The following is a 26,193-nucleotide window of genomic DNA, read 5'->3' on the forward strand; positions in this document are numbered from 1 at the left end:
CTGCTTAAAGGGTGCCGATCCGATCCAGCTCGCGCTTGAGTTCATCGCGGTTGAGTCGGTCAAAGGGAAGGTCGAGAAAGGCCTGGCAACGCCGTTCGATGCGCCCCAACGTCGAGCGAAACGCCGCCTCGACCGTCGCGTCGTCGCCGGCCACGTCGGAGGGATCTTCAAGGCCCCAATGGGCTTTCAGCGCCGGGCCGAAATACACCGGGCAGCTTTCGCCGGCGGCCTTATCGCAAACGGTAATGACGATGTCTGGCAGGTGGTCTTCGAAAGCGTCGTTGCCCTTGCTGTACAAGCCATCGATGCTGATGCCGGCCTGCTGCAAGGTCGACAAACTGCGCGGCAGCACCTGGCCTTTGGGGAAGCTGCCGGAACTTACCGCCTCGTGTGTCGACGGGGCCAAGTGATTTAACATCGCTTCAGACAAAATGCTGCGGCAACTGTTGGCCGTGCACATGAACAAAACTCGCATGGAGTGCTCCTAAAAAGTGTGGGGATTCAGCAACACGCGCTATCGCGCACGGGACGTCCATCCATGTTGCGCAGACGGGCGGCGTTGTCCTTGAGCCAATCGGCGTTGGCCTTTGCAGTCACTTGCAGGATGTCGCGGACCCACTCGGGCAGATCCGGGTTGAGCCGGTAATAAACCCATTGGCCCTGACGGCGATCGAGCAACAGCCCGTTACTGCGCAGTTGCGCGAGGTGGCGGCTGATTTTCGGCTGGCTGTCGTCGAGAGCGCACATCAGCTCGCAGACGCACAATTCGCCTTGGTCGGCGATCAACAGCGTGGCACGCACTCGGGTCTCGTCGGCCAGGCTTTTGAAGAGTTCAGGGGGGGTGATCATCTGGACGCACCATACATACGGAAAATCGAATATACGGATATCCATATATTAATCAACCCCGGCCCCAAGCACATCGAAGCCCCCCTGTGGATGGGTGTTAGCTGGGTTAACCGCGTAAGAGCCCCTGCTCGGCTTCACACAACCCCACCACATAGTCCCAAACCACCCGCAGCCTCACCGATTTGTGCAACTCGCGCCGCGTGCTGATCCAGTAACTGCGCTCGATGCTTTCATCGGGCAGCAACGCGACCAGGTCCGGATCGGCGGCGGCCATGTAGCACGGCAACACGGCAATCCCCAATCCCGAGCGCGCCGCCTCCTGCTGGGCGATGACGCTGGTGCTGTGAAACACCACCCGAGGGCTGCGACAGAAACTGTTGAGAAACATCAGTTCCTGACTGAACAACAAATCATCGACATAACCAATCCACGCGTGCCGCCCAAGATCTTCGCGACTGCGCAACGCCGGCGCGTTGGCGAGATAGCGCTGGCTGGCATAGAGCGCGAGGCGGTAATCGGTGAGTTTGCGCGTGACCAGCATGTCGGCCGCCGGGCGCTCCAGGTGGATGCTGATTTCCGCTTCTCGGTTGAGGATGCTGACAAAGCGCGGCACAGCCACCAGTTCCACTTCCAGCCCCGGGTAGCGTTCGAACAGGCCGATCATGCGACTGGCGAGGAATTTGATGCCCAGGCCTTCGGTCACACCGACGCGGATCTTGCCCAGCGGCGCCGTGGACTGGGTGATTTCTTCCTGGGCCAGCAGTGCGACGTTTTCCATGGCTTCGGCGTGTTTGAGCAACGCCTCCCCCGCCGGGGTCATTTCGTAACCTTGGGCGTGCTGGACGAACAGCGCGGTGCCGAGGCTTTTTTCGATGGCTTCGATGTGGCGGGCAACGGTGGCATGGGTCGTGTTCAGCCGGCGGGCGGCGGTGAGCAGCCGGCCGCTGCGTTGCAACTCAAGAAAAAACCGCAGGTCGTTCCAGTCGAACATGGGGTGTCCTTGTCAGCGATCGTCATTCAAGGCTGTTTAAAAACGCACAGCGGCTGCGCAAAAACTAACATTCTTTTAACGAAAGCTAACAACTAGAGTGTCCGACAATAAAAACAAAAAGCGAGGTCAGGGAATGCAGACTTCCCTCGATGAATACGACTACATCGTGGTCGGCGCCGGCCCTGCCGGGTGTTTGCTGGCCAATCGACTGTCGGCCGATCCACAGCAGCGCGTGCTGTTGCTCGAAGCCGGCGGGCGCGACAACTATGCGTGGATTCACATTCCTGTCGGTTACCTGTTCTGCATCGGCAACCCGCGCACCGACTGGTGCTTCAAAACCGAAGAACAACAGGGCCTCAACGGCCGCGCACTGAGCTATCCGCGCGGCAAGGTACTGGGCGGCTGTTCTTCCATCAACGGCATGATCTACATGCGCGGCCAGGCCAACGACTACGACGGCTGGGCGGCCGAAGGCAATCCGGGCTGGGCCTGGAACGATGTGCTGGCGCTGTTCAAACAAAGCGAAAACCACTTTGCCGGCGCGGCTGAGTTTCACGGCGCCAAGGGCGAATGGCGGGTTGAGCAACAGCGGCTGTCCTGGCCCATTCTGGATGCATTTCGCAGCGCTGCCGAACAAAGCGGCATTGCCAGCATCGATGACTTCAATCAGGGCGATAACGAAGGTTGCGGTTACTTTCAGGTCAACCAGAAGGCCGGCGTGCGCTGGAACGCGGCCAAGGCCTTTCTCAAACCGCTGCGCAATCGCGTGAACCTGACGGTGCTGACCGGGGTTGAGGTCGATCGGGTATTGCTTACGGACGGTCGCGCGACGGCAGTCAGTGCGCGTCACGAGGGTCAGGTCAAACGCTTCAAGGCGCGCAAGGAAATCGTCCTGTGCGCAGGCGCCGTTGGGTCGCCGAATATTCTCCAGCGTTCGGGCATCGGTCCGCGTGGGTTGTTGGAGCGACTGGGGATCGGCGTGCTACATGAACTGCCCGGGGTGGGCGGCAATCTGCAGGATCACCTGCAATTGCGCCTGATCTACAAACTGGAAAACGCCCGCACCCTTAACCAGATCGCTGGCAGCGTGTGGGGCAAGATGGGCATGGGCCTGCGTTATCTGTATGACCGCAGCGGGCCATTGTCGATGGCGCCGAGTCAGTTGGGCGCCTTTGCGCGCTCAGGGCCGGAGCAGACATCAGCCAACCTTGAATATCACGTACAGCCGTTGTCTCTGGAGCGCTTTGGCGAGCCGTTGCACAGTTTTCCGGCGTTCACCGCTTCGGTGTGCGATCTGCGCCCGCAGAGCCGTGGCCGCATCGACATTCGCTCCGCCAACCCACAAGACGCACCGCTGATTCAGCCCAATTACCTGAGCCATCCTGAAGACCTGCGCGTGGCGGCGGATGCGATTCGCCTGACCCGACGCATCGTCAGCGCCCCTGCCCTGCAAGCGTATAAACCGGTCGAGTATCTGCCGGGCGACAGCCTGCAGAGCGAGGAAGCGTTGCACGAAGCGGCGGCGAAAATCGGCACGACGATTTTCCATCCGGTCGGTACCTGTCGAATGGGCAATGACGGCGATGCGGTGGTCGATGCGCAGTTGCGCGTGCATGGTGTGCCGGGTTTGCGCATTGCCGACGCCTCGATCATGCCGCGCATCACCTCGGGCAACACCTGTTCGCCGACGCTGATGATTGCCGAGAAGGCCGCACAACTGATCCTCAAACCAACACTAAACACCCACCCTGTGGGAGCGGGCTTGCCCGCGATGACGGTATGACATTCAACATTGAAGTTGGCTGAAGCACCGCTATCGCGAGCAAACCCGCTCCCACAAGGAGATTGGCGTTTGATTCATGGGCATCGCGCATCACCAGGACACGCAACACCAGTGGAACAACAAAAACAATCACTGTGAGGGATACCGATATGTCAGAACACGTTCAGCCGCTGGATGCCGCGAGCGGCGCCAGCACCAGCAATGCCACGCAGAAAGTCATCTTCGCCTCGTCCCTGGGGACGGTGTTCGAATGGTATGACTTCTTCCTCTACGGCGCCCTCGCGGCGGTGATCAGCAAGCAGTTTTTCGCCGGGGTCAATGACACGACTGCCTTCATCTTTGCGCTAATGGCATTTGCGGCGGGATTTGTCGTACGGCCGTTCGGGGCGCTGGTGTTCGGTCGGTTGGGTGACATGATCGGGCGCAAGTACACGTTTCTGGCGACCATCATTTTGATGGGTATCGCGACCTTCTGCGTGGGTTTGCTGCCGAACTACGCCAGCATCGGCATCGCCGCACCGATCATTCTGGTGTTGTTGCGCATGCTTCAAGGCTTGGCGCTCGGCGGTGAATACGGCGGCGCGGCAACCTATGTCGCAGAACACGCGCCCATCGGCAAACGCGGTTTGCACACCAGCTGGATTCAGTCCACCGCCACCCTCGGTTTGCTGCTATCACTGCTGGTGGTACTCGGTTGCCGCTACTTCACGGGCGATCAGTTCGAAGTCTGGGGCTGGCGGATTCCGTTCCTGCTGTCGGTTGTGCTGCTGGGCATCTCCACCTGGATCCGCCTGAGCCTGCACGAATCGCCGGCCTATCTGAAAATGAAAAAGGAAGGCAAAACCTCGAAGGCGCCGATCCGCGAATCCTTCGGCAAATGGGAAAACCTCAAAGTCGTGCTGATCGCCCTGTTCAGCATCAATGCCGGGCAAGCGGTGACCTTCTACGCGGCGCAGTTTTATGTACTGTTCTTCCTCACGCAGTTCTTGAAAATGGACCCGGCGGTGGCCAACACGCTGCTGATCATCAGCGTGGTGATCGGTGCGCCGTTTTTCATTATTTTCGGCTGGCTGTCGGACAAAGTCGGACGTAAACCAGTGCTGATGCTCGGCCTGTTGCTGGCCACCGTGCTGTACTTCCCGATCTTCAAATCCCTGGCCCACTACGCCAACCCGGCGATTGACCAGGCCAGTCGTCAGGCACCGATCACCGTGCTGGCCGACCCAGCGACCTGCACCTTCCAGTTCGATCCGGTGGGCAAGGCCAAATTCGACAGCCCGTGCGACAAGGTCAAAACCTTCCTGGTCAAACAAGGCCTGCCCTATTCCAGTGTCGCCGCACCGACCGGCAGCGGCGTGCAGGTGAGCATCGGCGACGTGAAGATCGACGGCTACGACGAAGCGGCCCTGCGCGGTGCCGTGACGTTGGCCGGGTATCCGCAACAGGCCGACCTGCAGCAAATCAACAAACCGATGATCGTCGCCCTGATCGTCGCCCTGATCATTATCTCGGCCATGTGCTACGGGCCGCTGGCGGCGCTGATGGTCGAACTGTTCCCGACCCGCATCCGCTACACCTCGATGTCCCTGCCGTACCACATTGGCAATGGCTGGTTTGGCGGTTTCCTGCCGACCGTGTCGTTTGCGCTGGTGGTGTACACCGGGGATATTTTCTACGGGCTGTGGTACCCGGTGTTGATTACCGGGGTCAGTCTGGTGGTGGGGATGATCTGTTTGCGTGAGACGAAGAATATCGATCTCGACAAGAACTGAACAGGCCCTCCAGCACGCCTTCAGTGGACGGGGCAAGCCCTCCCGCCACTGGAGGATTGAAATACCGCAGTTGCCCCGGCGCGTCGAGGCCGTGCCGAAAACTTCTCTGGGGGTTGTCTTTTGCATTGGCCACAACTCGTCTACGATAATTTCAGAGCAAAGCCCTGCGACGCAGAAAAGCGTTCGTGACGTGGGGGATCGAACCTCCTGGATCGAGGATCCTTCCATGTACGCCACACGACGCACCCTCGTGCACATCTCCCCTCCAGTCGACGCCTGCCCGAGTGTTCAACCCCGGACGAGTCTCATCGTTAACAATCGCTCGCAGCATGCCGGATGCATCCGGCGTGGCGAAAAACAGTAGTGCTGAACAGTCTGGACGTAGCAGCACCCTCATGACGTCGTTCGGACTCAATGAACGGAACCGCGAAAACATTGGTTCCACTGGGTTTACCGAAAAAAGGACTGCCGACATGAACTATGAAAGTGAAGACGCGTTAGCAAAAATAGATCTGGCAATATGGCAACACGATCAGCCAGCGCAAAAGCAGGTTGAGGGTGTCACTGGATTCTTCTTCGGTTCCAACGGCGTAGACGTCGTGGCACAGGGAGACTCCTGGTTCGACTATTTGCCCGGCGTGGACATCATCAAGTGGCTGAAGCTGACGTCCGGCTACAAGATCAAGAGTTTCGCTTCGGGTGGCGACACGCTGGAAAACATGGTTTACGGGACAGAAATCAAAGACGGAGCCTGGACCCGACCGCGGCCCGAGTTTGAGGATGTACTGGCGGAAATCAAACGGATCAAACCGGCATTTTTTCTGTTTTCCGGTGCTGGCAATGACATTGCCGGTGACGAATTCGCGTCTTTCCTGAACCATGCCGATGCCTCGCCCGCCTCACTGGTGCGAACCGATTATGTCAATGACACCGTTGACCGGGTCTTTCGTAACGCCTATGAAGACATGATCAAACGAGTAAAAGCCGCTCACCCGAAAATCAAGATCATTTTCCATGGTTACGGGCGTGCTATTCCGACAGGCAAAGGCGTGGTCAACATTGGTAACTACCGCTTCATCGGCCCATGGCTGCGCCCATCGCTGACGCGCAAGAACATCATGAACCCGCAGGTTCAACGCCAAATCGTCACGGACTTTATTGATCAGCTCAATACCATGCTCAAGTCTGTTGCCGACGCTCATCCCGATGTCTATTTCATTGATCTGCGAAATCTGATCAACGACGACGACTGGATCAACGAACTGCACCTGAACGCCTTGGCTTACAAGCGTATGGCCAAGCAATTTGAGGACAAGATGGATTCACTGTTGACGTCAAAACAGGCGCTAATCAAAGCCCAGGCCAAGACCACCGCGTTGGAGGCATTCAATAGACTCGAACAATCCCTTGCAACGGTTCAAGCGGGCATCCAGGTGCCCGTACAGAATCAGTGGGCGCCTGTGCAAGCGCCACCTGCGGTCAAGCGCACACCGCGGTCTCGTCAGGTTGCGCCGACAAAAGGCAAAACGGCGACAAAACGCAAGGCCAAGTAAGTATCAGCCCGCCACCGCACACCCGGCGGCGGGCACCTCCTGGACTAAACATCCGCTTCGATCACCTCGAACTTCACCTGATCAGGATAAAACGCGACATGGTTTTTGATCTGATCAACCGATATTTTCGGATGCTCGTAAGTCCACACCGCATTCGCCCCCTCATGCCCCGGCACCTGCAAGCTGAAATAATTGGCATCGCCTTTATACGGGCAGTAGCTGGTATGGTCGGTGCGGGCGAAATACTTCTCGTCGATGTCTTCACGCGGGACGTAGAAGACCGGCGGGTAGTTGGCCTCGTTGAGAACCAGCACATGGGAGGACGCGGCGACCTGGATGCCATGGAATTTCACTACCAGGCAACCTGAGAGTTCTACGAGGGCGATGACTGGACTGGGGCCTGGGGTTTTCATGGGTTTCTCCTGAGACGGCGGTGAAAGCTCAGGTATAGCGCAAGGACTTCCTTCACGGCGGACTCACAGCCGAACGGCCAAAAAGCTCCTCATCTAAACGCCGCCCAACCCTCTCCCGGTGAGAGAGGGCCGCTTTCTCAGGGCATCAAGCAACAATATCGGTCGCCACCGCCTGCCCTACCACACCCACGGCAAAGTCGACCTGCCCCTGCCCGGTCAGATCGACCAGCAGCCCGGTCTGACCGTGCTGCGCGTAGTAAGTCAGAATCGCATCGCCCGCATGGCCGGTGAAACTGCTGACGAAATTCAGCGACGCCGCCCCCGTGGCAAACGCGGTAATGCCCGACAGATCTATCTTGTCCAGACCGCTCTGGAAATCCATGATCCAGTCCGGCTGGTTATTGGTCGAGTCGCTGGCTGCGCCGAACACGAAGGTATCCGCGCCCTCACCGCCCCACAGCACATCTGCGCCGCCACCACCGTAGAGGATGTCGTTGCCGGCCCCGCCAAACAGGTGATTGACCGCCCCGTTGCCGATCAGCAGGTCATTGCCTGATCCGCCCACGGCATTCTCCATGGTCACGCCATAGGCGATGGAGACGTTGCCGACCAGACCGCCGACGTCGGAGAAGGAACCCTCGTTGAGGTTGATCTTCTGGTTCTGGGTGAATCCGGAGAAATCCAGCCAGTCATTACCACCACCGTCCCACACCGAAAACACCACTTTGGACGACGCCGAAGTCGCGCTGTAATAATCGCGGTCAGTGTTGGAATTGAAGCCGTACCTCGTGTCCTCGGCGCGGGTCTCGTAGTTGGCACCGTAGAGTTTCTGCACCGCAACAATGTCGTCCAGCAACGGTGCCGAGGCGTAAGCCCCGCTGCCGCCCTTGCTGAAGTTCTGGTCAGTGTTGGCTTCGCTCCAATAACTCATCAGGCTGTAACCGCGAGTGTCTTCGGCGTACTTGGCGTCGGCGTAAGTCGGGCTGCCGTTGCCCGCGTTGTAGGCGCCAGGGTGCGACAGGCCGAGTGTGTGACCGATTTCATGCGTCAGGGTCTGGCGCCCGTAGTTGTTGGTGTCCGGGGTCTTGTTGACCTGATATTGATCGTTGATCAAGTACCACGATTGGCCATCATAGCTGCCGCCGCTCGGCAAATACGCGAACGCTGCGCCGCCGGTGCTGACGTCGTAATTGCCGAACGTCATGTGACCGTCGCCGCCCTTGCCCTCGGTGAAAGTGACGTTGGCGACGTCGGCCCAGGATTGCATGGCGAGCACCGCTTGAGCTTTTTGCTGGGCGCTGAATTCGCTGAAGTTGCCGAGTTTGGGGTTGTAGTTGGCCGGTTTGTCGGTCAGAAAGCTGTAGCTGAGGGAGATCTTGCCATCGGCATTTTTATCGCCCCACGACAGGCCCTTGCGCAGGATTTCGTCGGCGGCCTGATCGGCAGTGAACGAGGGTTTGCCGTTGACCAGCCCGACACCACGGTCATACAGGTGGCTGAACGTGTCCACGGCGGAGTAGGCGCTGCTGGCCTGGAAAGATGCTTGAGACATGAGTTACGTCCTTGTTGCAAAAGAGTCAGTGTCCGACAGACCACGGCGATCTCCTGGCGAGACCGTCCTGTCGCTCGCGTTTTTCTTTAAGGCGCGAAAAACCTGACACAGCCACCCACGCGGCGCTACTCAATTTCTCGATAGCGCCGGGCATGTCCCGTGAAAGCCCGTCATGTTCGGCAATCCTTTTTATCTGTATATCCATACAGATAAAAGTTGCCCCTGACGCTAACTCCGGCCATTCTGTGCGCCTGTTCGGACATTGATCGACGATGGTGGATATGCGGCTGTACCTCTGTGAAAAACCTTCCCAGGCCAAAGACATTGCGGCCGTACTCGGTGCAAAACGCCGGGGCGACGGCTGCTGGCTGGGAACAGACGTCACGGTGACCTGGTGCATCGGCCACTTGCTGGAAACGGCCCCGCCGGATGCCTACGACGCCCGCTACAAGCGTTGGGTGCTGGCGGATCTGCCGATCATCCCGGACAAGTGGAAAATGACCGTCAAGCCGCGTACCGCCAGCCAGTACAAAGCGGTAAAACGCTTGCTGGGCGAAGCCAGCGAGCTGATCATCGCCACCGACGCCGACCGTGAGGGCGAGATGATCGCCCGGGAACTGGTCGAGCATTGCCGCTATCGCGGGCCGATCCGCCGATTGTGGCTGTCAGCGCTGGATGAGGCATCAATCCGCAAGGCTTTGGCCGCGCTGAAACCGGGGGCCGAAACGTTCAGCCTGTATCACTCGGCGCTGGGTCGCTCGCGGGCAGACTGGCTGATTGGCATGAACATGAGCCGCCTGTTCACCCTGCTAGGCCGTCAGTCGGGCTATCAAGGTGTGTTGCCGGTCGGTCGGGTGCAAACGCCAACCTTGCGGTTGGTGGTGGATCGCGACCGCAGCATTGCCGATTTCGTACCGGTGCCGTTTTGGGCGATCGATGTGCAACTGCTGCACAACGGCACACCGTTTACCGCGCAATGGCGCGCCCCGTCGGATGTTTGTGATGATCAGGATCGCTGCCTGAATCAGGCGCTGGCGCAGCAAGCTGCCGCTGCGATCAGGGGTGCAGCCAGTGCCGGGGTGGTGAAGTTGCGTACCGAGCGCATGCGCGAAGTGGCGCCCCTGCCCTTCGACCTCGGCACCTTGCAGGAAGTCTGCTCGAAGAAACTCGGCCTCGGCGCGCAGGAAACCCTCGACATCGCCCAGGCACTGTACGAAACCTACAAAGTCATCACCTACCCACGCAGCGATTGCGGGTTTCTGCCGCTGAGCCAGCACAGTGAGGCGCCGGGGATTCTCGCGGCGTTGCGTCAGGCTGACCCAAGCCTTGAAGCGCTGCAGAGTTTTCTTGAACCTCAGCGAAAATCCCGGGCGTGGAACGACGCCAAAGTCAGCGCCCACCATGGCATCATTCCCACCGCTGCCGCGAAGAATCTGGAACGCCTGAGCGGCAAACACCGGGCGGTCTATACACTGATCCGCGCACGGTATCTGGCGCAGTTCCTGCCCAATCATGAATACGATCGCACCCAGGCTGATTTCGATTGCGGCGCTCAAGCGTTACGCGCCGTCGGCAAACAGATCATCGAGCCGGGCTGGAAACGCGCCTTACCCGAAGCGCTCGCGCCGGCCAAGGGGCGTGAGGCACCGGTGCCGCAAACCTTGCCAGCGTTATCTCAGGGCATCGAGTGCGCCGTTGCGAACGTGACGCTCAAGGATCTGTGGACACAACCACCCAAACCCTACACCGAGGGCGATTTGATCAAGGCGATGAAGAATGTCGCCAAACTGGTGGAAGATCCACTGCTCAAGCAGAAACTCAAGGACACCACGGGCATTGGTACTGAAGCCACCCGTGCGTCGATCATTCAGGGCTTGCTGGATCGCGGTTATCTGGTGAAAAACGGCAAGGCGCTGGCCGCCACACCCGCCGCGTTCAGCCTGATTGACGCCGTGCCCCGCGCCATTGCCGACCCCGGCACCACAGCGATTTGGGAACAAGCGCTGGACATGGTGCAGAGCGGCGAGATGAGTCTGGAAGAGTTCGTCACCAAACAGGCGGCATGGATGAGCAAACAAGTGACACGCTGCTCCCATCTGAGCCTGACCATCAGCGGCCCACCGCCCGCCGGCAAAGCTGCCACCCCCTGGAAGAAAAAGCGCAAATCGACGCGGAGCAACACCGCCGTCGCTACGAAACGCAAAGCAAAACCGGCAGCCAAAAAATAAAACACGCTACTGTTTCCGAGAGGCCCATCACTTTCAGGAACCCAAAGCATGCCCACCCTAGAACTGCACCCGGCCCAACGCGATGAACTCGAAACCCTCGAAAACCTGATGCAGTTCTACATGTACGACTTCAGCCAGTGGTTGCCGCTGAAACTCGCTGCACATGGCTTCTTCCCTATCCAATCGAAATCCGAATACTGGCGTCACCCGGCAACCCAACCGTTCCTGATACGGGTCGACGACGAACTCGCCGGCTTCGTGACCGTTGATAACGAAACACATATCGAGGGTGCCGAACACAACATCGGCTACTTCTTCCTCGCCCGGCGCTTTCGTGGCCAAGGCGTCGCGCAGTTTGTCGTCTCTGCCCTCTTGAGCCGCATCCCCGGTCAATGGCAAATTTTCCATATCGACGCCAACCTGCCGGCACAGCGCTTCTGGACCAAGCTGATCCCGGAATTGACCGGTGGCGCTTTCACCTTGCACCAGCGTGAAATGGACGGTTACCCGTGCACGTTCTACGCCCTTCACACACCTTTTTCCGTTGCCTGAACGGATCCTTTCTCATTCCAAAACTGCTTTGTCCGACAATATGTAGTGCCCAAAAATAAACACTACAAAACCGTTGACGGCATCGTTTTGCTTTTGCATGATGAAGACGTTCCCCGATCGGGAACATTTGGTAACACGCTTGAGCAAACTCGTCTGACCGCCGAGTTGTTTTTTCCGGATACACGCTGCCCACAAGGCAGATTGAAGAAGCTGACCTGGCCTGAACGTCCAGTACAAGGACGAGAAGCGCTGGCGAAAATTCTCAAGACGCTTGTGGTCGACCCTGAAAACGTCGGCAAGGGGCCTCCCGGTTTTCGCTGCTTCTCTTCGTTGTGACGCTATTGCGTAGCAGTTATTCAACACGACTACATGCAACAGATGCACGACCCCGTACTTCAAACGGGCGAGCGCTGACGTCCTGGTTTCGGTGCCAGGGATCAACTAACCGATGGGCTACCTGTATTAGCGAATCAACTTTGAAAGATCACCAAACTGGTCAAGGGGCAACATCATGAATCTGAACAACCAACCTACTATCGAAGAACTGGCTCGTATGTTCGCTGCGCAAAAAGACAGCCACGACAGCCATATTCTGTGGATCAGCAAGTCGGGGCAGGTGCATATCGACTGCCTGTCGCCCCACGCTGGCGAAGAAGAGTTCGAGCAGAACAACCAGAACCTGTTGGCCCGCCTGAAGATGTACCGTCGCGGCCACGGCTATGTCGGCAAAAAAGCCGCAGCCGACAAGGACTTCATCGGTAATGTTCTGCAAACGCTGAAACAGGCGTGGGACGCGATGCAGAACAAGAACGAAGTTCGGGTGATTGATCGGTTCTGCTGATTTACAACTTCAATAAAAAGGGCCTGCTTCCAATAAGAAGCAGGCCCTTTTTATTGCGTTCCAGTTCAGAGCGGGGGCTCCAGGATTAGATTCATAAATGCCACCGCCGCCGCACTGTGATAGTTATTGCGCCGCCGCAACAACGCGGCCCCACGCTGCGGCGCTTCGCTCTCGACCCGCAGCCTGCGCAATGCCCGATCGGACGTCGCAATCGCTTCCGGCAGCATCGTCGCCATCGGCGAATGCCGCACCACCTCCAGCAACGTACTCACCGAATTCACCTCAATGCGCACCTGCGGCGTGATCCCGTGCTGACGAAAATACTCATCGACCGACAAGCGCGTGATGAAATCCGACGCCAGCAAGGCGAAATCCAACTGCGCGATATCGTCAGGCGTCAGCACTGAATCACTTTCATACAACGGATGCTCGCGCCCGACCATGACACCCAGGGTCTCGGTAAACGCCGGAATGCACTCGATGTCCGGGCTGCGTACCGGGGTGAACGCAATCGCAATGTCCAGCGAGTCATCCGCCAGACCGGCCTCGACGTCGTCCATCGACAACTCGAAGATTTCCAGATGAATCCCCGGATATCGCGCCGCGTAGTCGCGCACCAGCGGCCCGACCAGATACGCCATAAACGTTGGCGTCATCGCCAGGCGCAACGTACCGCGGGTCAGGTCCTTCACGTCATGCAGTGCGCGCTTGCCCGCCTCCAACTCCACCAGCACCCGACGCGCACATTCAATGTAAGCCTCGCCGGCATCGGTGGCTTTGACCGTACGTGAAGTTCGATCAAACAGGCTCACCCCCAGTGTTTCTTCCAGTTGGCGAATCTGCTGCGACAAGGTTGGCTGCGACACATGCAGCGCCTCGGCCGCGCGAGTGAAGCCGCCGTGATCGGCAACGGCCAGCAGGTAACGCAAATGTCGCAGCAGCATGTGGGAGCACCATCTATAGGCAGGGCTTATGCAAAGCATTGTATATCGGTCTTGGACGCTATGGATAAATCGGCAGAAAATCAATCCCACACAGCAAGCCAACCCCTGAAAGGAGTGACACCATGCAACAGTCCCACGCCTACAACGACGCCAGCCTGGCCCTGACCACCCGCATTCTGGACATCAAGGCACGCAAGAATCTGTCGTGGCAGGATCTCGCCGACGGCACCGGCCTCAGCCTGGCGTACGTCACCGCCGCCCTGCTCGGCCAACATCCGCTGTCGGAAACCGCCGCCCAAGTGGTGGGCGACAAGCTTGAGCTGGACGCCGACGCTGTCGCGGCCCTGCAAATCATCCCGCTGCGTGGCAGCCTCAGCGGCGTGCCGACCGACCCGACCATCTATCGCTTCCATGAAATGATCCAGATCTACGGCACCACCCTCAAAGCACTGGTTCACGAGCAGTTCGGCGACGGCATCATCAGCGCAATCAACTTCAAACTCGACATCAAGAAAGTCGAAGACCCGGAAGGCGGCTCCCGCGCCGTGGTCACCCTGGACGGCAAGTTCCTGCCCCTGCGTCCGTTCTGATGTGCCCGGCCCGCACTTTGCGTGCGGGCCATCCGATCTCCCTTCAACGAGGACATGCACATGAAAGCCCTGATCGACGGTTTCCTGAAATTCCAGAACGAAGCCTTTCCGCAACGCACCGAACTGTTCAAACACCTGGCAACCACCCAGCAGCCCGGCACCTTGTTTATCACCTGCTCCGACAGCCGTGTAGTCCCGGAACTGCTGACCCAGCAAGAACCCGGCGAACTGTTCGTGATCCGCAACGCCGGCAATATCGTGCCGTCCTACAGTCCGCATCCGGGCGGGGTTTCGGCGACAGTGGAATATGCGGTGGCGGTGCTTGGTGTGACCGACATTGTGATCTGCGGCCATTCCGATTGCGGCGCGATGACGGCGATTGCCAAATGCAAATGCATGGATCATCTGCCGGCCGTCAGCGGTTGGTTGCAGCATGCCGAGTCAGCGAAAGTGGTGAACGAAGCCCGGCCACATGCCAATGACGCGGCAAAATTGAGTTCGATGGTGCGCGAAAACGTGATCGCGCAACTGGCGAATATCCAGACCCATCCGAGCGTGCGCCTGGCACAGGAGAAAGGCCTGCTGAATCTGCATGGTTGGGTGTATGACATCGAGACCGGCTCGATCGATGCGCTGTCCTCGGACCGCCGCACCTTTGTGCCGCTGGCCGAACAACCGGCTACTTGCGCCGTTCACGCAAACACCAGCGCAGCAGCCTGAATTACATTGCGCCCCTGTGGCGAGGGAGCCTGCTCCCCCACCACAGGTTCTTTCAGCGCTTTACACCCAGATCAATCTGGGTCATGCGGCTACGCACGGTAAACACACCATCGCCCGAAAGAATCGCACTGCGCGCAAACAACCGTCCGTTCTCCCAGTTCGAAAGCCCCAGCTCCGGCTTGTTCAGCGCGTACTGGCCATCGACCCAGCGGGTAATGCCATTACCCACGAACGGTGCGTTGACCGCGTTATAGAAGCGCTCCTGAACAGCGGCATCCTCACTGATCAACGACACGGTAAATTGCGGGCTATAGCGGTTGAACAATGCAATCGCCTGATCCAGATCGTCGACGATCATCAAGCTGACTTCCGGGGTTTCTTCCCATTCCCACTCGCGCCCCAAATCCGCCTGCGCCAACGGTTCAGCCAGTGCTTCGGTCTGATAACCCTCGGCACGATAGACCTCGACCGTCGCGTTCTGCCACTCGCCTGGCAGACAACGTTCGCTGCCCTCGACGATGTGCAATTTGCAACCCTGGCCGCGTGCGGTACCGGCCTGTTGCAGCGCGTCGAGGAACAGCGGCACCAGTTCATCGGCACGTTCGCGCTGAATCAGGCAGACATTCAGGGTGTTGCAGACCTTGCGATCCAGCGAGTTGCGCACCACCGCCGCAAAGCGTTTTGCGTCAGCCTCACGATCGGCTATCAGCCATGCCCCCCCAGTGCCATGCAGGCTGACCGCCGTGCCCGCCTGCTGGGCAATGCTGCCCAATTGACTGACTGCACGTCCTGACCCACGAGCCACCGCCAACGACAGACGTCGATCAGCAAACATCGCCCAACCGGCGGCGTGATTGACACTCTCCACCAGCGACACCGCGCCCACGGGCAGACCGGCCGCAGCCAGCGCCGGGTTCAACGCGTGAGCAACAATGGCCTGCGCCGTGCCCAACGCATCGCTGCCGATACGCAGCACAGCGGTGTTGCCGGTGCGCAAGACGCCGGCGGCATCGGCGAACACATTCGGCCGACCTTCAAAGACGAAAGCGACGATACCCAGTGGCGAGACCACTTGCTCGACCTTCCAGCCATCGTGCTCGACGCTGCTGATGACTTTGCCGCGCGTCGGTGCGGCATCACGCCAGGCGCGCAGGCCGGCAATCATGTCGCGGCGCATGCGCTCATCGGCCAGCAAGCGTGTGGTGGAGCGCCCGCGAGCCTTCGCCCGTTCGATGTCGGCAAGGTTGGCTGCCTCGATCTGCGCCCAGCACTCAGGGGTTTGCAGGCGCTGTGCGAACAAATCGAAGAACTGACTGATCGCTTCGTCGCTGACCGCAGACAACGCGATAAAAGCCGCCGCCGCACGTTCAATCGCCACGGCGGCCGCTTGTTGATCGGCCACCGGAATCAGCAACAACTCGCCACTCACCTGCTCCACCAGCAGGTGGTCACCGGGCTGAAAGCGCGCGGCCAGTTCGGGGCTGACCACGGTGACGCGGTTACCAGCGAAAGGGATCGGCGTGCCAGCGACTAGACGTTCGAGCGCAAGAGACATGAAGCAGATTCACCATGCAGAGGGCGGCCGGAAAATGTAGCGGATTCTTCGCCGGAATAACACTCCCACAAGGTTTGCAGAGCCTGGCTAATCGGGTCAGAACACCGACCAGCCAATGCGCGAACTGAGCATCTCCAGCGCCGCCATGCCCGCCAGCGAATTACCGGCAGCATTCAATTCCGGCGACCACACGCAAACCGTGAACTGCCCAGGCACCACCGCGACAATCCCGCCGCCGACGCCACTCTTGCCCGGCAGGCCGACGCGATAGGCGAAGTTGCCCGCCTCGTCATACAAACCGCTGGTGGCCATGATCGAGTTAACCTGCTGGGTCTGGCGTCGCGTCAGAATCTGTTCGCCGCTGTGCTTGCAGTAGCCGTCATTGGCCAGAAAGCAAAAGGCCCGGGCCAGATCAATGCAGTTCATGCGCAGCGCGCAGTGGCTGAAGTAACTGCGCAACACTGATTCGACGTCGTTGTGGAAGTTGCCGAACGATTGCATCAGGTACGCCATTGCCGCGTTGCGTGCACGGTGCTGGTATTCAGAGTCGGCGACTTTGCCATCGATCATGATCTGCGGATTGCCCGACAGACGCCGGACGAAGTCACGCATCGACAAGGTCGGTGCGGCAAAGCGCGACTGGTTGATGTCGCAGATCACCAGCGCGCCGGCGTTGATGAACGGATTGCGCGGGCGACCGCGTTCGAATTCCAGCTGCACCAACGAGTTGAACGGCTGACCGGACGGCTCATGGCCCAGACGCTCCCAGATCGCCTCACCGGAATGTTCAATGGCCTGCACCAGGCTGAACACCTTGGAAATACTCTGCACCGAGAACAGCGTCTCGGCGTCGCCGGCGCAATACATCTCGCCGTCGTTACCGTACACAGCGATGCCCAACTGGTTGGGCGCCACGGTGCCGAGGGCAGGAATGTAGTCAGCCACTTTGCCCTGCCCGATCAGGGGCCGGACAGCATCAAGGATCTCGTTCAACAGCGCTTGCATGCCGGGTTCCGAAGTCTCGCCCCGTGGGATTGCGGGGACACTGAGGCTAGACGCTGGCGGCATGCATCGAATCACACCGGCAGGCATCATGCAGAATATTCTTGGTTCAATCGCACCCCTGGCAATCGGAGAGTCCCCGAAGGCTGCGACAGTTTGAGCTTCAGGCTAGCGCCGGCACACCGCTGTGGAAACGGAATTCGGCGTCCGGCGATTCGATCAGTTCCTGTTCGGCCGCACGCACCTTGTCGATCACCTGAGCCACATCCCTGGCCTCACCATACTGATAAGCCAGCTTCAGATACCCCTGAAAATGCCGGGCTTCGCTTTTCAACAGGCCGAAGTAAAACTTGCCGAGTTCTTCGTCCAAATGTGGCACCAGTGCTTCGAACCGCTCACAACTGCGCGCTTCGATGAATGCACCGACCACCAGCGTATCCACCAGTTTCACTGGCTCGTGGCTGCGCACCACTTTACGCAGGCCCGAGGCGTATCGGCCGGCATGCAGTTGACGCAACTCGATCTTGCGGCGTTTCATCAGGCGCATGACTTGCTCGTGGTGCACCAGTTCTTCCCGGGCCAGACGCGACATCATGTTGATCAGGTCGACGTGGGAGTGATACTTGGCAATCAGGCTCAGCGCGGTGCTGGCAGCCTTGAACTCGCAGTTCTTGTGGTCGATCAGCAGGGTTTCCTGATCGGCCAGTGCGGCCTGAACCCAGGCATCGGGTGTGCGGCAGCCAAGGAATTCGTGGATTTCGGGAAGGATCATGGGGCTCACGGTCAAGGTGTTCGAGCGAAGGGCGCCGATTATACCGGCCTGCCCGAAGACCACCAGCGGCTGGCGTTGATATGCATCAAGTCGCAGGTGCTGGCGCAGCAACTATAGTTGTGCAACGCCGTGCCCTTTACTCGCTGGAGACTCCGCTCATGCAAGCCATTCGCAGCATTCTGGTGGTCATCGAACCCGAACATTCGGAGAGCCTGGCGCTCAAGCGCGCCAAGTTGATCGCAGGGGTGACCCAGGCCCATCTGCACCTGCTGGTGTGCGACAAGAAGCACGACCATGCCGGCATGCTCGGCGTGCTCAAAGCCGCCCTGCTGGCGGACGGTTACAGCGTCACCACCGAACAGGCCTGGAACGAGAGCCTGCATGAAACCATCACCGACGTGCAGCAGGCCGAGGGTTGCGGGCTGGTGATCAAACAGCACTTCCCTGACAGCTCGTTGAAAAAAGCCCTGCTGACCCCGGCGGACTGGAAGCTGTTGCGCCACTGCCCGACCCCGGTGCTGCTGGTGAAAACCTCTACGCCCTGGAAAGACAGAGTCATTCTGGCGGCGGTCGATGTCGGCAATGCCGACGGTGAACACCGCCATCTGCATACCACGATCATTGATCATGGGTTTGATATTGCCAGCCTGGCCAAAGGGCATCTGCATGTAATCAGCGCCCATCCGTCGCCGATGCTGTCGGCAGCCGACCCGACCTTCCAGCTCAAATCGACAATCGAGGCGAAGTATCGCGAGCAATGCAGGGCGTTCCAGGCGGAGTTCGATGTCGATGACGAGCATCTGCACATCGAGGAAGGCCCAGCGGATGTGTTGATTCCGTTCATGGCGCACAAACTGCAAGCAGCCGTGACCGTAATCGGCACCGTGGCGCGTACCGGATTGTCAGGTGCGTTGATCGGCAATACGGCGGAGGTGGTGCTCGATACGCTGGAAAGCGATGTGTTGGTGCTCAAGCCGCAGGAGGTTGAGGATCATTTGCTGGAATTGGCGGTGAAGCATTAAGTTTTGCGGCGTCACACAGGGCCTCTTCGCGAGCAAGCCCGCTCCCACGGTTTGAAATGCATTCCCGTGTGGGAGCGGGCTTGCTCGCGAAACTTTTGACCTTCAGGCGCCAAACGCGTCTTTGAGAAAGCCCGGTGCGATGTAGCGCTGATAGTGCGCTTCCGATAACAGGAAGAATTCCCGATCAATGGCATCGCGCAGTTCCGGCAGGTTCCAGTCGCGAAACTCCGGCAGCAGCACCATCCCGTAGGCTTCCAGATTAATGATCACCCGCGCCCCTCGGGCAATCAGCTGATACGCCCAGCAATACTCGGACTGATGGGGCACAAAGCGGATCTTGCGCTGCTCCAGTTGCTGACGCAGACGCGCCGAATCAAAGATCTCGACCTTGGCCGCCATCACTTGTGACAGCAATTGCTCCAGACGCAGCCACACCGCACGTTTTTCCTCCTCGTTGTAACCATTCCAGTTGATCACTTCGTGATGGAAACGCTTGCAGCCACGGCACACCAGATCACCGTAAACAGTGGAGCAGAGGCCGACGCAGGGAGTCTTGATGGTCTGATTGGGCATAAGGTTGGCAAAGGCACTGAAACGCGGAACAGGTCGGCATGTTAGCCCTTTGTCTAACATTGATCACCCCTCAAACTTGAGGGCCTAACTTACCTTTAATTTTTTTTTGCCGTAGAATCAGCCAGCCTTTTAAGGCGCCAATGTCCGTTAGAAGCTGTTTTCAAAGCGTCACGAGCACAGTCGTTCCTTCAGAGCGGTGTTGGCGAAGGGTTTTTCCAGCGGGGAAAAACTCAACGCCAACCCTCATCAGCTCCCCGTTCTGCAGGCGTAAAACTTTGAAAGCAGCTTCTGTAAGGAATAGCCGGCAATTCTGGCCAAGCGACCCACAACGTCGCGAGGTGCATGAGTACGGCCATTTCGGGATGAGCGTCCCGGACACCCATTTGGGACCACTGATGAGGGTAATAACTGTGCTTGAAGCCTACCGCAAACATATCGAAGAGCGTGCAGCCCTGGGTATCGTTCCCCAGCCGCTTAACGCCGAACAAACAGCAGGCCTGGTCGAGCTGCTGAAGAACCCTCCGGCTGGCGAAGAAGAATTTCTCGTTGACCTGATCACCAATCGCATTCCACCTGGCGTGGACGAAGCGGCTTACGTTAAAGCCGGCTTCCTGTCTGCACTGGCCAAGGGCGAAGTTGCCTCCCCTCTGCTGGACAAAAAACGCGCTGTAGAACTGCTCGGCACCATGCAGGGCGGCTACAACATCGTGACCCTGGTTGACCTGCTGGACGACGCCGAACTGGCGCCCGTCGCTGCCGCGCAACTCAAGCACACCCTGCTGATGTTCGATGCGTTCCACGACGTGGCCGAAAAAGCCAAGAACGGCAATGCTCACGCCCAAGCCGTGCTGCAATCCTGGGCTGACGGCGAGTGGTTCAAGAACCGCCCGACCCTGGCCGACAAGATCAGCCTGCGCGTGTTCAAGGTCACCGGCGAAACCAACACCGACGACCTGTCCCCTGCCCCTGATGCCTGGTCGCGTCCAGACATCCCGCTGCACGCGCTGGCCATGCTGAAAATGGCTCGCGACGGCATCGTTCCTGATCAGCAGGGCGCCATCGGCCCGATGAAGCAGATCGAAGAAATGCGCGGTCAAGGCTTCCCGATCGCCTACGTCGGTGACGTGGTCGGTACCGGATCCTCGCGTAAATCGGCCACCAACTCGGTGCTGTGGTTCTTCGGTGACGACGTTCCTTACGTGCCGAACAAGCGCGCTGGCGGTTTCTGCTTCGGCAGCAAAATCGCTCCGATCTTCTACAACACCATGGAAGATGCCGGCGCACTGCCAATCGAGTTCGACGTCTCGAACATGAACATGGGCGACGTGATCGACCTGTACCCGCACGCCGGCAAAGTCTGCAAGCACGGTACCGACGAAGTCATCACCACCTTCGAAATGAAGACCCCTGTGCTGCTGGACGAAGTCCGTGCCGGCGGTCGTATTCCGCTGATCATCGGCCGCGGCCTGACCGAGAAGGCGCGCGCCGAACTGGGTCTGCCTGCGTTCGACCTGTTCAAGAAGCCTGAAGCACCGGCTGAAAGCACCAAGGGCTTCACCCTGGCGCAGAAAATGGTCGGCAAGGCTTGCGGTCTGGCAGAAGGCCAAGGCGTTCGTCCTGGCACCTACTGCGAACCGAAGATGACCACCGTCGGCTCTCAGGACACCACCGGTCCAATGACCCGTGACGAACTGAAAGACCTGGCATGCCTGGGCTTCTCCGCTGATCTGGTGATGCAGTCCTTCTGCCACACCGCGGCTTATCCAAAGCCGATCGACGTGACCACCCACCACACCCTGCCTGACTTCATCATGACCCGCGGCGGCGTTTCCCTGCGTCCGGGCGACGGCATCATCCACTCGTGGCTCAACCGCATGCTGCTGCCGGACACCGTCGGTACCGGTGGTGACTCGCACACCCGTTTCCCGATGGGCATCTCGTTCCCGGCCGGTTCCGGTCTGGTCGCGTTCGCCGCTGCCACCGGCGTCATGCCGCTGGACATGCCGGAATCGATCCTGGTGCGCTTCAAAGGCAAAATGAAGCCTGGCATCACCCTGCGTGACCTGGTTCATGCCATTCCTTACTTCGCCATTCAGAACGGTCTGCTGACCGTCGAGAAGAAAGGCAAGAAGAACGCCTTCTCCGGACGCATCCTGGAAATCGAAGGCCTGGAAGGTCTGACGCTGGAACAGGCTTTCGAGCTGTCCGACGCCTCGGCCGAACGTTCGGCTGCCGGTTGCACCATCAAGCTGTCGAAAGAGTCGATCACCGAGTACCTGAACTCCAACATCACCCTGCTGCGCTGGATGATCGGCGAAGGCTACGGCGATGCACGTACCCTGGAACGTCGCGCGCAAGCAATGGAAGCCTGGGTTGCCAACCCTGAGCTGATGGAAGCCGATGCCGACGCCGAATACGCCGAAGTCATCGAAATCGATCTGGCCGACGTCAACGAGCCTGTGCTCTGCGCGCCGAACGATCCGGACGACGCCCGTCTGCTGTCCAGCGTTGCTGGCGAGAAGATCGACGAAGTGTTCATCGGTTCGTGCATGACCAACATCGGTCACTTCCGCGCTGCCGGTAAACTGCTGGACCAGGTCAAGGGTCAGCTGCCAACCCGTCTGTGGCTGTCGCCGCCGACCAAAATGGACGCTCACCAACTGACCGAAGAAGGCTACTACGGCATCTACGGCAAGGCTGGCGCTCGCATGGAAATGCCAGGTTGCTCGCTGTGCATGGGTAACCAGGCACGCGTTGAGCCGAACAGCACCGTGGTGTCGACCTCCACCCGTAACTTCCCGAACCGTCTGGGCGACGGCGCGAACGTCTACCTGGCTTCGGCCGAGCTGGCGTCCGTTGCTTCGATCCTGGGTCGCCTGCCGACCGTCGAGGAGTACATGGAATACGCTGGCAAGATCGACAGCATGGCGGCCGATATCTACCGCTACCTGTCCTTCGACCAGATTGCCGAGTTCCGTGAAGCGGCTGCGAACGCCAACATCCCGGTCGTTCAAGCCTAACGCTGCAACGCAATGAAAAACGCCGCCCATCGTGAGATGAGCGGCGTTTTTTTATACCCCAAACAATCGGACTCAAATTACCTGTGGGATTGGGCTTGCTGGACAGCGCCATCGACACTTAGCCCGCTGAGAATCACGTCATTGGCAGAAACCTCCGGCAGCTTCGCCAAGGCACTCTTGGCCTCATGTTTGAGCCGCGCCAGGATCAGTCGCTTACCCTCCTGATCCACCCGCAGAAAAAACTCCTGCATGGCCTCGATGCTGGTGCCATCCAGGTTGGGCGTTTCCTCCAGGCTGAGGATCACCGTGTGCACCGGCACCGGCGAATGGCGGACCAAATGCAACGCCGCGCCGAGAATCCGTTCGACATTGGCAAAGAACAACGCCTCACTGGGCCGCACAATCAACACACCCGACTCCGTTGTCGCGCTCGGATGACGCTGCAAGTCGACGAAATCATGCCCGCCGTCAATCCGCCCCAGTACCTGAATATCCGCCGCCGACATCTGCTTGAGCATCAGCAATACACTGATTGCCACCGACACCAGCAAACCATCCAGCACGCCCAATACCAGCACCGCGCCCACAGCACAGAGCACCAATACCCGATCCCGGCGCCAAATGAAGTAGCGACCCAGCGGCTGCAAGCTCAAGCCCCTGCCCAGCGCATGCATGACGATGGCGGCAAGAATCGGCTCCGGCGTCAGGGCGATCCATGGCAACACCGTCAGCACGATCAGCAACACCACCATCGCCGCAACCCCACCCGCCCAGCGTGAAGTCGCACCCGCCGCCTCATTCGCCGATGTCGCCGAATACCCTGCCCCTGCCGGCATGCCATGAAACAACCCGGACAACAGGTTCGACGCCCCCAATGCCAGCAGATCGCGATTGGAAGTCACCCGATCGCCATGCTTGAGCGCAAACGAACTGATCGAGCCGAAAGACTCCGCATACAGAATCATCACCAGCGCAAACCCCACCTCCCCCAACCGCAGCCAATCAGCAAATGGCAGCACTGGCAGAGTCGGCACTTCCAGGCTCAGATCGATGAGTCCGATCATCTTCACGCCATAGGCCGGCAGGTTCAGCCATTGCCCGGCCACAATGCCGATCACCACCACCAGCAAGCCACCCGGCACCCGTGGAAAGCGTGAGAACAGCCCCAGCAACACCAGCGCCACAGCGGCGACGCCCGCCGCCGGCCAGTTCCATTGCGGCAGTTGCTCCAGCAGTTGCGGGGCGAAGCGCACCAGATTGGCGTCGCTCAGATGCACACCGACGACGCTGGCAACCTGTTTGAGAATGATCGTCAGCGCCAGACCAAAGGCAAAGCCGCGCAACACCGGTTTGGCGATAAATGCAGTGACGCTGCCGAAACGAAAGATCCCCGCCAGCAAAAACAGCGCCCCGGTGACCAGCACCAAGCCGACCGCCAAGGTCGAGCGTAATTGCGGATCACCCTGAGCCAGCGTCGCCGTCGCCGCCGCCAGCACCGCCGCGGATGACGAGGTGGCCGAAACAATCGCAAAGCGACTGGTGCCGAACAACCCGTAACAGAGCAAACCGGCAAACAGCGCGATGACTCCGGCCTGCGGCGCCAGCGCGGCGATGGTCGAATACGCGACGGCTTCAGGCAACAGAAGCCCGGCAATCGACAGGCCGGCGAGTACGTCCTGCCAGCGGTGGGTGGGTTCAACAGGTTGCGGGGCGCTCGACAATCCACTGTCTCCAGACGAAAAAAAGCCGCTGTGCGCATCACGCACAGCGGCCACTGTAGCTGAGTATCCGGCGCTTTGGCCTACGCCGTCAGCGAATAAATCAACGCCGAAATCGCCACCAGCCCCACAGCCGTGACAAACACGTTCGACGCCTGCCCACGATAGCGCGCCATCGCCGGCACTTTACGAATCGCGTACATCGGCATCAAAAACAGAATGGCCGCAATCACCGGGCCGCCGATGGTTTCAATCATGCCCAGAATGCTCGGGTTCAGCGTCGCCACGATCCAGCAGATGACCAGCATGAACGCCGCCACAATGCGATCCAGCGCTTTCGCCCCCGGACGCTTGCCGCTCTTGACGATCAGACCTTTCAGACCTTCGCTGGCACCGATGTAGTGACCGAGGAACGACTTGGAAATCGCCACAAATGCAATCAACGGTGCCGCGAAGGCGATGGTCGGGTTGCTGAAGTGGTTGGCCAGGTACGACAGGATCGACAGGTTCTGCGCCTTCGCTTCAGCCAGTTGTGCGGGCGACAGCGTCAGCACGCAACTGAACACGAAGAACAGCACCATCAGCACCATCAACGCATGAGCGCGGGACAGGATCTGCGAACTGCGCTCTTGTGCGTGAACGCCGTAACGACGCTTCTGATCGACCGCAAACGCGGAAATGATCGGCGAGTGGTTGAACGAGAACACCATCACCGGAATGGCCAGCCACAGCGTATGCAGCAACGCGGATGGCGCCGGTACGTGCGAAGCGGTGGCGAGGATGCCGCCATTCCAGTGCGGGATCAGGTACACCGCCAGAAACAGCAGCGCGACGATAAACGGGTAAACCATCAGGCTCATCGCCTTGACGATCGCCTGCTCGCCGCAACGTACCACCGCCAGCAGACCGAGGATCAGCACAAACGACAAAATCACCCGCGGTGGCGGCGTAATGTGCAGTTGGTGTTCGAGGAAACTGGCAACCGTGTTGGTCAGGCCCACGCTGTAGATCAGCAGAATCGGGAAAATGGCGAAAAAGTACAGCAATGTGATCAGCGCCCCGGCCTTGATGCCGAAATGCTGCTCGACCACTTCAGTGATGTCGGCGCCTTCGCGACCGGAGAGCACAAAACGGGTCAGGCCACGGTGTGCGTAGAACGTCATCGGGAACGCCAGCAGCGCGAGAATCACCAGCGGCCAGAAGCCGCCCAGCCCCGCATTGATTGGCAAAAACAGGGTACCGGCGCCAATCGCCGTCCCAAACAGTCCCAACATCCAGGTGGTGTCCTGGCGACTCCAGCTCGACAGCTCGGCTGGTGCTGCTTCATAGCGTTCGTTGACGCTATTGGCCTGCTCATTCATCCGGTCGGATCTCCGCATTCCGGTCACTTGCCACTCGGTCAGGACGCGTCGGAAAAAACCGACAGACATGCTCCGGCCGAAACAGGGGCGCGATTCTCCGTGATAAATCAACAGAAGCAAAGACTTAGCTGAGCAATGGTTGTGCGGATCCGATTATTGAATGTCGCTTTTGGCAAAATATATGTCGGCCATGGAAAGGTTAACTGTCGTTTTTAGGCATGTTTCAGTGCCACATGTGACCGAAAAAACTTGATCAGACCGATCGACCCAATATGAATCCAAGTGAAATGCAAAACTGGCCTTCCTTGGCTGTTGGCAGTGGCTGCTCAGACTGCTTTGTGTCCTCATGATTTCGCGCTCATCGCTTGCCGGAAAGCGGATG

General features: G+C 59.2%; 23 protein-coding genes. 11 read left to right on the top strand and 12 right to left on the bottom strand.

What is annotated here, in order from left to right:
- Positions 1 to 4 precede the first annotated feature (4 nt).
- From AACY50_RS12795 to AACY50_RS12805, 3 genes are all read right to left on the bottom strand, one after another.
- A complete protein-coding gene (locus AACY50_RS12795) occupies positions 5 to 475 on the bottom strand; it encodes an arsenate reductase ArsC (RefSeq protein WP_339538639.1) in 471 nt (156 codons plus the stop codon).
- Between the two features lie 26 nt (positions 476 to 501).
- Positions 502 to 849, bottom strand: a complete 348-nt coding sequence (locus tag AACY50_RS12800) for a metalloregulator ArsR/SmtB family transcription factor (protein ID WP_339432685.1) — start codon at positions 847 to 849, stop codon at positions 502 to 504.
- Positions 850 to 955: 106 nt separating this feature from the next.
- Complete coding sequence (locus AACY50_RS12805; protein ID WP_339465594.1) at positions 956 to 1,840, bottom strand: LysR family transcriptional regulator; 885 nt, start codon at positions 1,838 to 1,840, stop codon at positions 956 to 958.
- Positions 1,841 to 1,973: 133 nt separating this feature from the next.
- Here AACY50_RS12805 and AACY50_RS12810 point away from each other — a divergent pair, with 133 nt between their 5' ends.
- The 3 genes from AACY50_RS12810 to AACY50_RS12820 all read left to right on the top strand — a co-directional run bounded on the left by AACY50_RS12810 (position 1,974) and on the right by AACY50_RS12820 (position 6,948).
- Positions 1,974 to 3,623: a GMC family oxidoreductase gene (locus AACY50_RS12810; protein WP_339538640.1), complete on the top strand. Its 1,650-nt coding sequence runs from the start codon at positions 1,974 to 1,976 to the stop codon at positions 3,621 to 3,623.
- Positions 3,624 to 3,772: 149 nt separating this feature from the next.
- Positions 3,773 to 5,395, top strand: a complete 1,623-nt coding sequence (locus AACY50_RS12815) for an MFS transporter (RefSeq protein ID WP_339432688.1) — start codon at positions 3,773 to 3,775, stop codon at positions 5,393 to 5,395.
- 329 nt (positions 5,396 to 5,724) lie between these two features.
- Positions 5,725 to 6,948 carry an SGNH/GDSL hydrolase family protein gene (locus tag AACY50_RS12820; protein ID WP_339465597.1) on the top strand — a complete coding sequence of 408 codons (1,224 nt, stop codon included), beginning with the start codon at positions 5,725 to 5,727 and terminating at the stop codon, positions 6,946 to 6,948.
- A 44-nt stretch (positions 6,949 to 6,992) separates the two neighbouring features.
- Here the strand turns inward: AACY50_RS12820 and AACY50_RS12825 are convergent, their stop codons facing one another.
- Together AACY50_RS12825 and AACY50_RS12830 are read right to left on the bottom strand one after the other, a co-directional pair.
- Positions 6,993 to 7,361, bottom strand: a complete 369-nt coding sequence (locus AACY50_RS12825; RefSeq protein WP_339432690.1) for a DUF427 domain-containing protein — start codon at positions 7,359 to 7,361, stop codon at positions 6,993 to 6,995.
- Between the two features lie 145 nt (positions 7,362 to 7,506).
- Positions 7,507 to 8,913 (bottom strand): serralysin family metalloprotease, encoded by a 1,407-nt coding sequence (locus AACY50_RS12830; protein WP_339465598.1) that lies wholly within the window; start codon positions 8,911 to 8,913, stop codon positions 7,507 to 7,509.
- A gap of 281 nt (positions 8,914 to 9,194) precedes the next feature.
- Here AACY50_RS12830 and AACY50_RS12835 point away from each other — a divergent pair, with 281 nt between their 5' ends.
- The 4 genes from AACY50_RS12835 (at position 9,195) to AACY50_RS12850 (ending at position 12,534) form a co-directional block, all read left to right on the top strand.
- Positions 9,195 to 11,141, top strand: coding sequence for a DNA topoisomerase III (locus tag AACY50_RS12835; RefSeq protein WP_339465599.1), 1,947 nt, complete (start codon positions 9,195 to 9,197; stop codon positions 11,139 to 11,141).
- Between the two features lie 48 nt (positions 11,142 to 11,189).
- Positions 11,190 to 11,693 carry a GNAT family N-acetyltransferase gene (locus AACY50_RS12840; RefSeq protein ID WP_339432693.1) on the top strand — a complete coding sequence of 168 codons (504 nt, stop codon included), beginning with the start codon at positions 11,190 to 11,192 and terminating at the stop codon, positions 11,691 to 11,693.
- Positions 11,694 to 11,738: 45 nt separating this feature from the next.
- Positions 11,739 to 12,029 carry a hypothetical protein gene (locus tag AACY50_RS12845; RefSeq protein ID WP_339465600.1) on the top strand — a complete coding sequence of 97 codons (291 nt, stop codon included), beginning with the start codon at positions 11,739 to 11,741 and terminating at the stop codon, positions 12,027 to 12,029.
- Positions 12,030 to 12,204: 175 nt separating this feature from the next.
- A complete protein-coding gene (locus AACY50_RS12850) occupies positions 12,205 to 12,534 on the top strand; it encodes a hypothetical protein (RefSeq protein WP_339465601.1) in 330 nt (109 codons plus the stop codon).
- A gap of 65 nt (positions 12,535 to 12,599) precedes the next feature.
- On the opposite strand, the gene cynR is transcribed toward AACY50_RS12850, so the two are convergent.
- On the bottom strand, positions 12,600 to 13,478 hold the full coding sequence (gene cynR / locus AACY50_RS12855; protein ID WP_339465602.1) for a transcriptional regulator CynR: 879 nt from the start codon (positions 13,476 to 13,478) through the stop codon (positions 12,600 to 12,602).
- Positions 13,479 to 13,600: 122 nt separating this feature from the next.
- Between cynR and cynS the strand changes: the two genes are divergently transcribed.
- Positions 13,601 to 14,068, top strand: coding sequence for a cyanase (gene cynS / locus AACY50_RS12860; protein WP_339507882.1), 468 nt, complete (start codon positions 13,601 to 13,603; stop codon positions 14,066 to 14,068).
- A gap of 60 nt (positions 14,069 to 14,128) precedes the next feature.
- Positions 14,129 to 14,788 (top strand): carbonic anhydrase, encoded by a 660-nt coding sequence (locus tag AACY50_RS12865; RefSeq protein WP_339432698.1) that lies wholly within the window; start codon positions 14,129 to 14,131, stop codon positions 14,786 to 14,788.
- 52 nt (positions 14,789 to 14,840) lie between these two features.
- Here the strand turns inward: AACY50_RS12865 and AACY50_RS12870 are convergent, their stop codons facing one another.
- The 3 genes from AACY50_RS12870 to AACY50_RS12880 all read right to left on the bottom strand — a co-directional run bounded on the left by AACY50_RS12870 (position 14,841) and on the right by AACY50_RS12880 (position 18,117).
- Entirely contained in the window at positions 14,841 to 16,343 is a 1,503-nt protein-coding gene (locus tag AACY50_RS12870; protein WP_339432699.1) for an aldehyde dehydrogenase family protein, read from the bottom strand.
- A 96-nt stretch (positions 16,344 to 16,439) separates the two neighbouring features.
- The gene (glsB, locus tag AACY50_RS12875; protein WP_339432700.1) at positions 16,440 to 17,348 is read right to left on the bottom strand and encodes a glutaminase B; all 909 of its coding nucleotides are present in this window, start codon (positions 17,346 to 17,348) and stop codon (positions 16,440 to 16,442) included.
- 160 nt (positions 17,349 to 17,508) lie between these two features.
- On the bottom strand, positions 17,509 to 18,117 hold the full coding sequence (locus AACY50_RS12880; RefSeq protein ID WP_339432701.1) for a tRNA-(ms[2]io[6]A)-hydroxylase: 609 nt from the start codon (positions 18,115 to 18,117) through the stop codon (positions 17,509 to 17,511).
- A 158-nt stretch (positions 18,118 to 18,275) separates the two neighbouring features.
- On the opposite strand from AACY50_RS12880, the gene AACY50_RS12885 reads away from it, so the two are divergent.
- The gene (locus tag AACY50_RS12885; protein ID WP_339432702.1) at positions 18,276 to 19,139 is read left to right on the top strand and encodes a universal stress protein; all 864 of its coding nucleotides are present in this window, start codon (positions 18,276 to 18,278) and stop codon (positions 19,137 to 19,139) included.
- A gap of 102 nt (positions 19,140 to 19,241) precedes the next feature.
- Here the strand turns inward: AACY50_RS12885 and AACY50_RS12890 are convergent, their stop codons facing one another.
- Positions 19,242 to 19,712, bottom strand: coding sequence for a DUF1289 domain-containing protein (locus tag AACY50_RS12890; protein ID WP_221732659.1), 471 nt, complete (start codon positions 19,710 to 19,712; stop codon positions 19,242 to 19,244).
- 410 nt (positions 19,713 to 20,122) lie between these two features.
- Here AACY50_RS12890 and acnB point away from each other — a divergent pair, with 410 nt between their 5' ends.
- Positions 20,123 to 22,732, top strand: a complete 2,610-nt coding sequence (acnB, locus tag AACY50_RS12895; RefSeq protein ID WP_339432750.1) for a bifunctional aconitate hydratase 2/2-methylisocitrate dehydratase — start codon at positions 20,123 to 20,125, stop codon at positions 22,730 to 22,732.
- 77 nt (positions 22,733 to 22,809) lie between these two features.
- Here the strand turns inward: acnB and AACY50_RS12900 are convergent, their stop codons facing one another.
- Entirely contained in the window at positions 22,810 to 24,453 is a 1,644-nt protein-coding gene (locus AACY50_RS12900; RefSeq protein ID WP_339538642.1) for a SulP family inorganic anion transporter, read from the bottom strand.
- Between the two features lie 80 nt (positions 24,454 to 24,533).
- Positions 24,534 to 25,811: an HAAAP family serine/threonine permease gene (locus AACY50_RS12905; protein WP_221732714.1), complete on the bottom strand. Its 1,278-nt coding sequence runs from the start codon at positions 25,809 to 25,811 to the stop codon at positions 24,534 to 24,536.
- Between the last annotated feature and the right edge of the window lie 382 nt (positions 25,812 to 26,193).

It is taken from the genome of Pseudomonas sp. RA_15y_Pfl2_54, from assembly GCF_963971015.1.
Taxonomy (GTDB): Bacteria; Pseudomonadota; Gammaproteobacteria; order Pseudomonadales; family Pseudomonadaceae; genus Aquipseudomonas; species Aquipseudomonas baetica_A.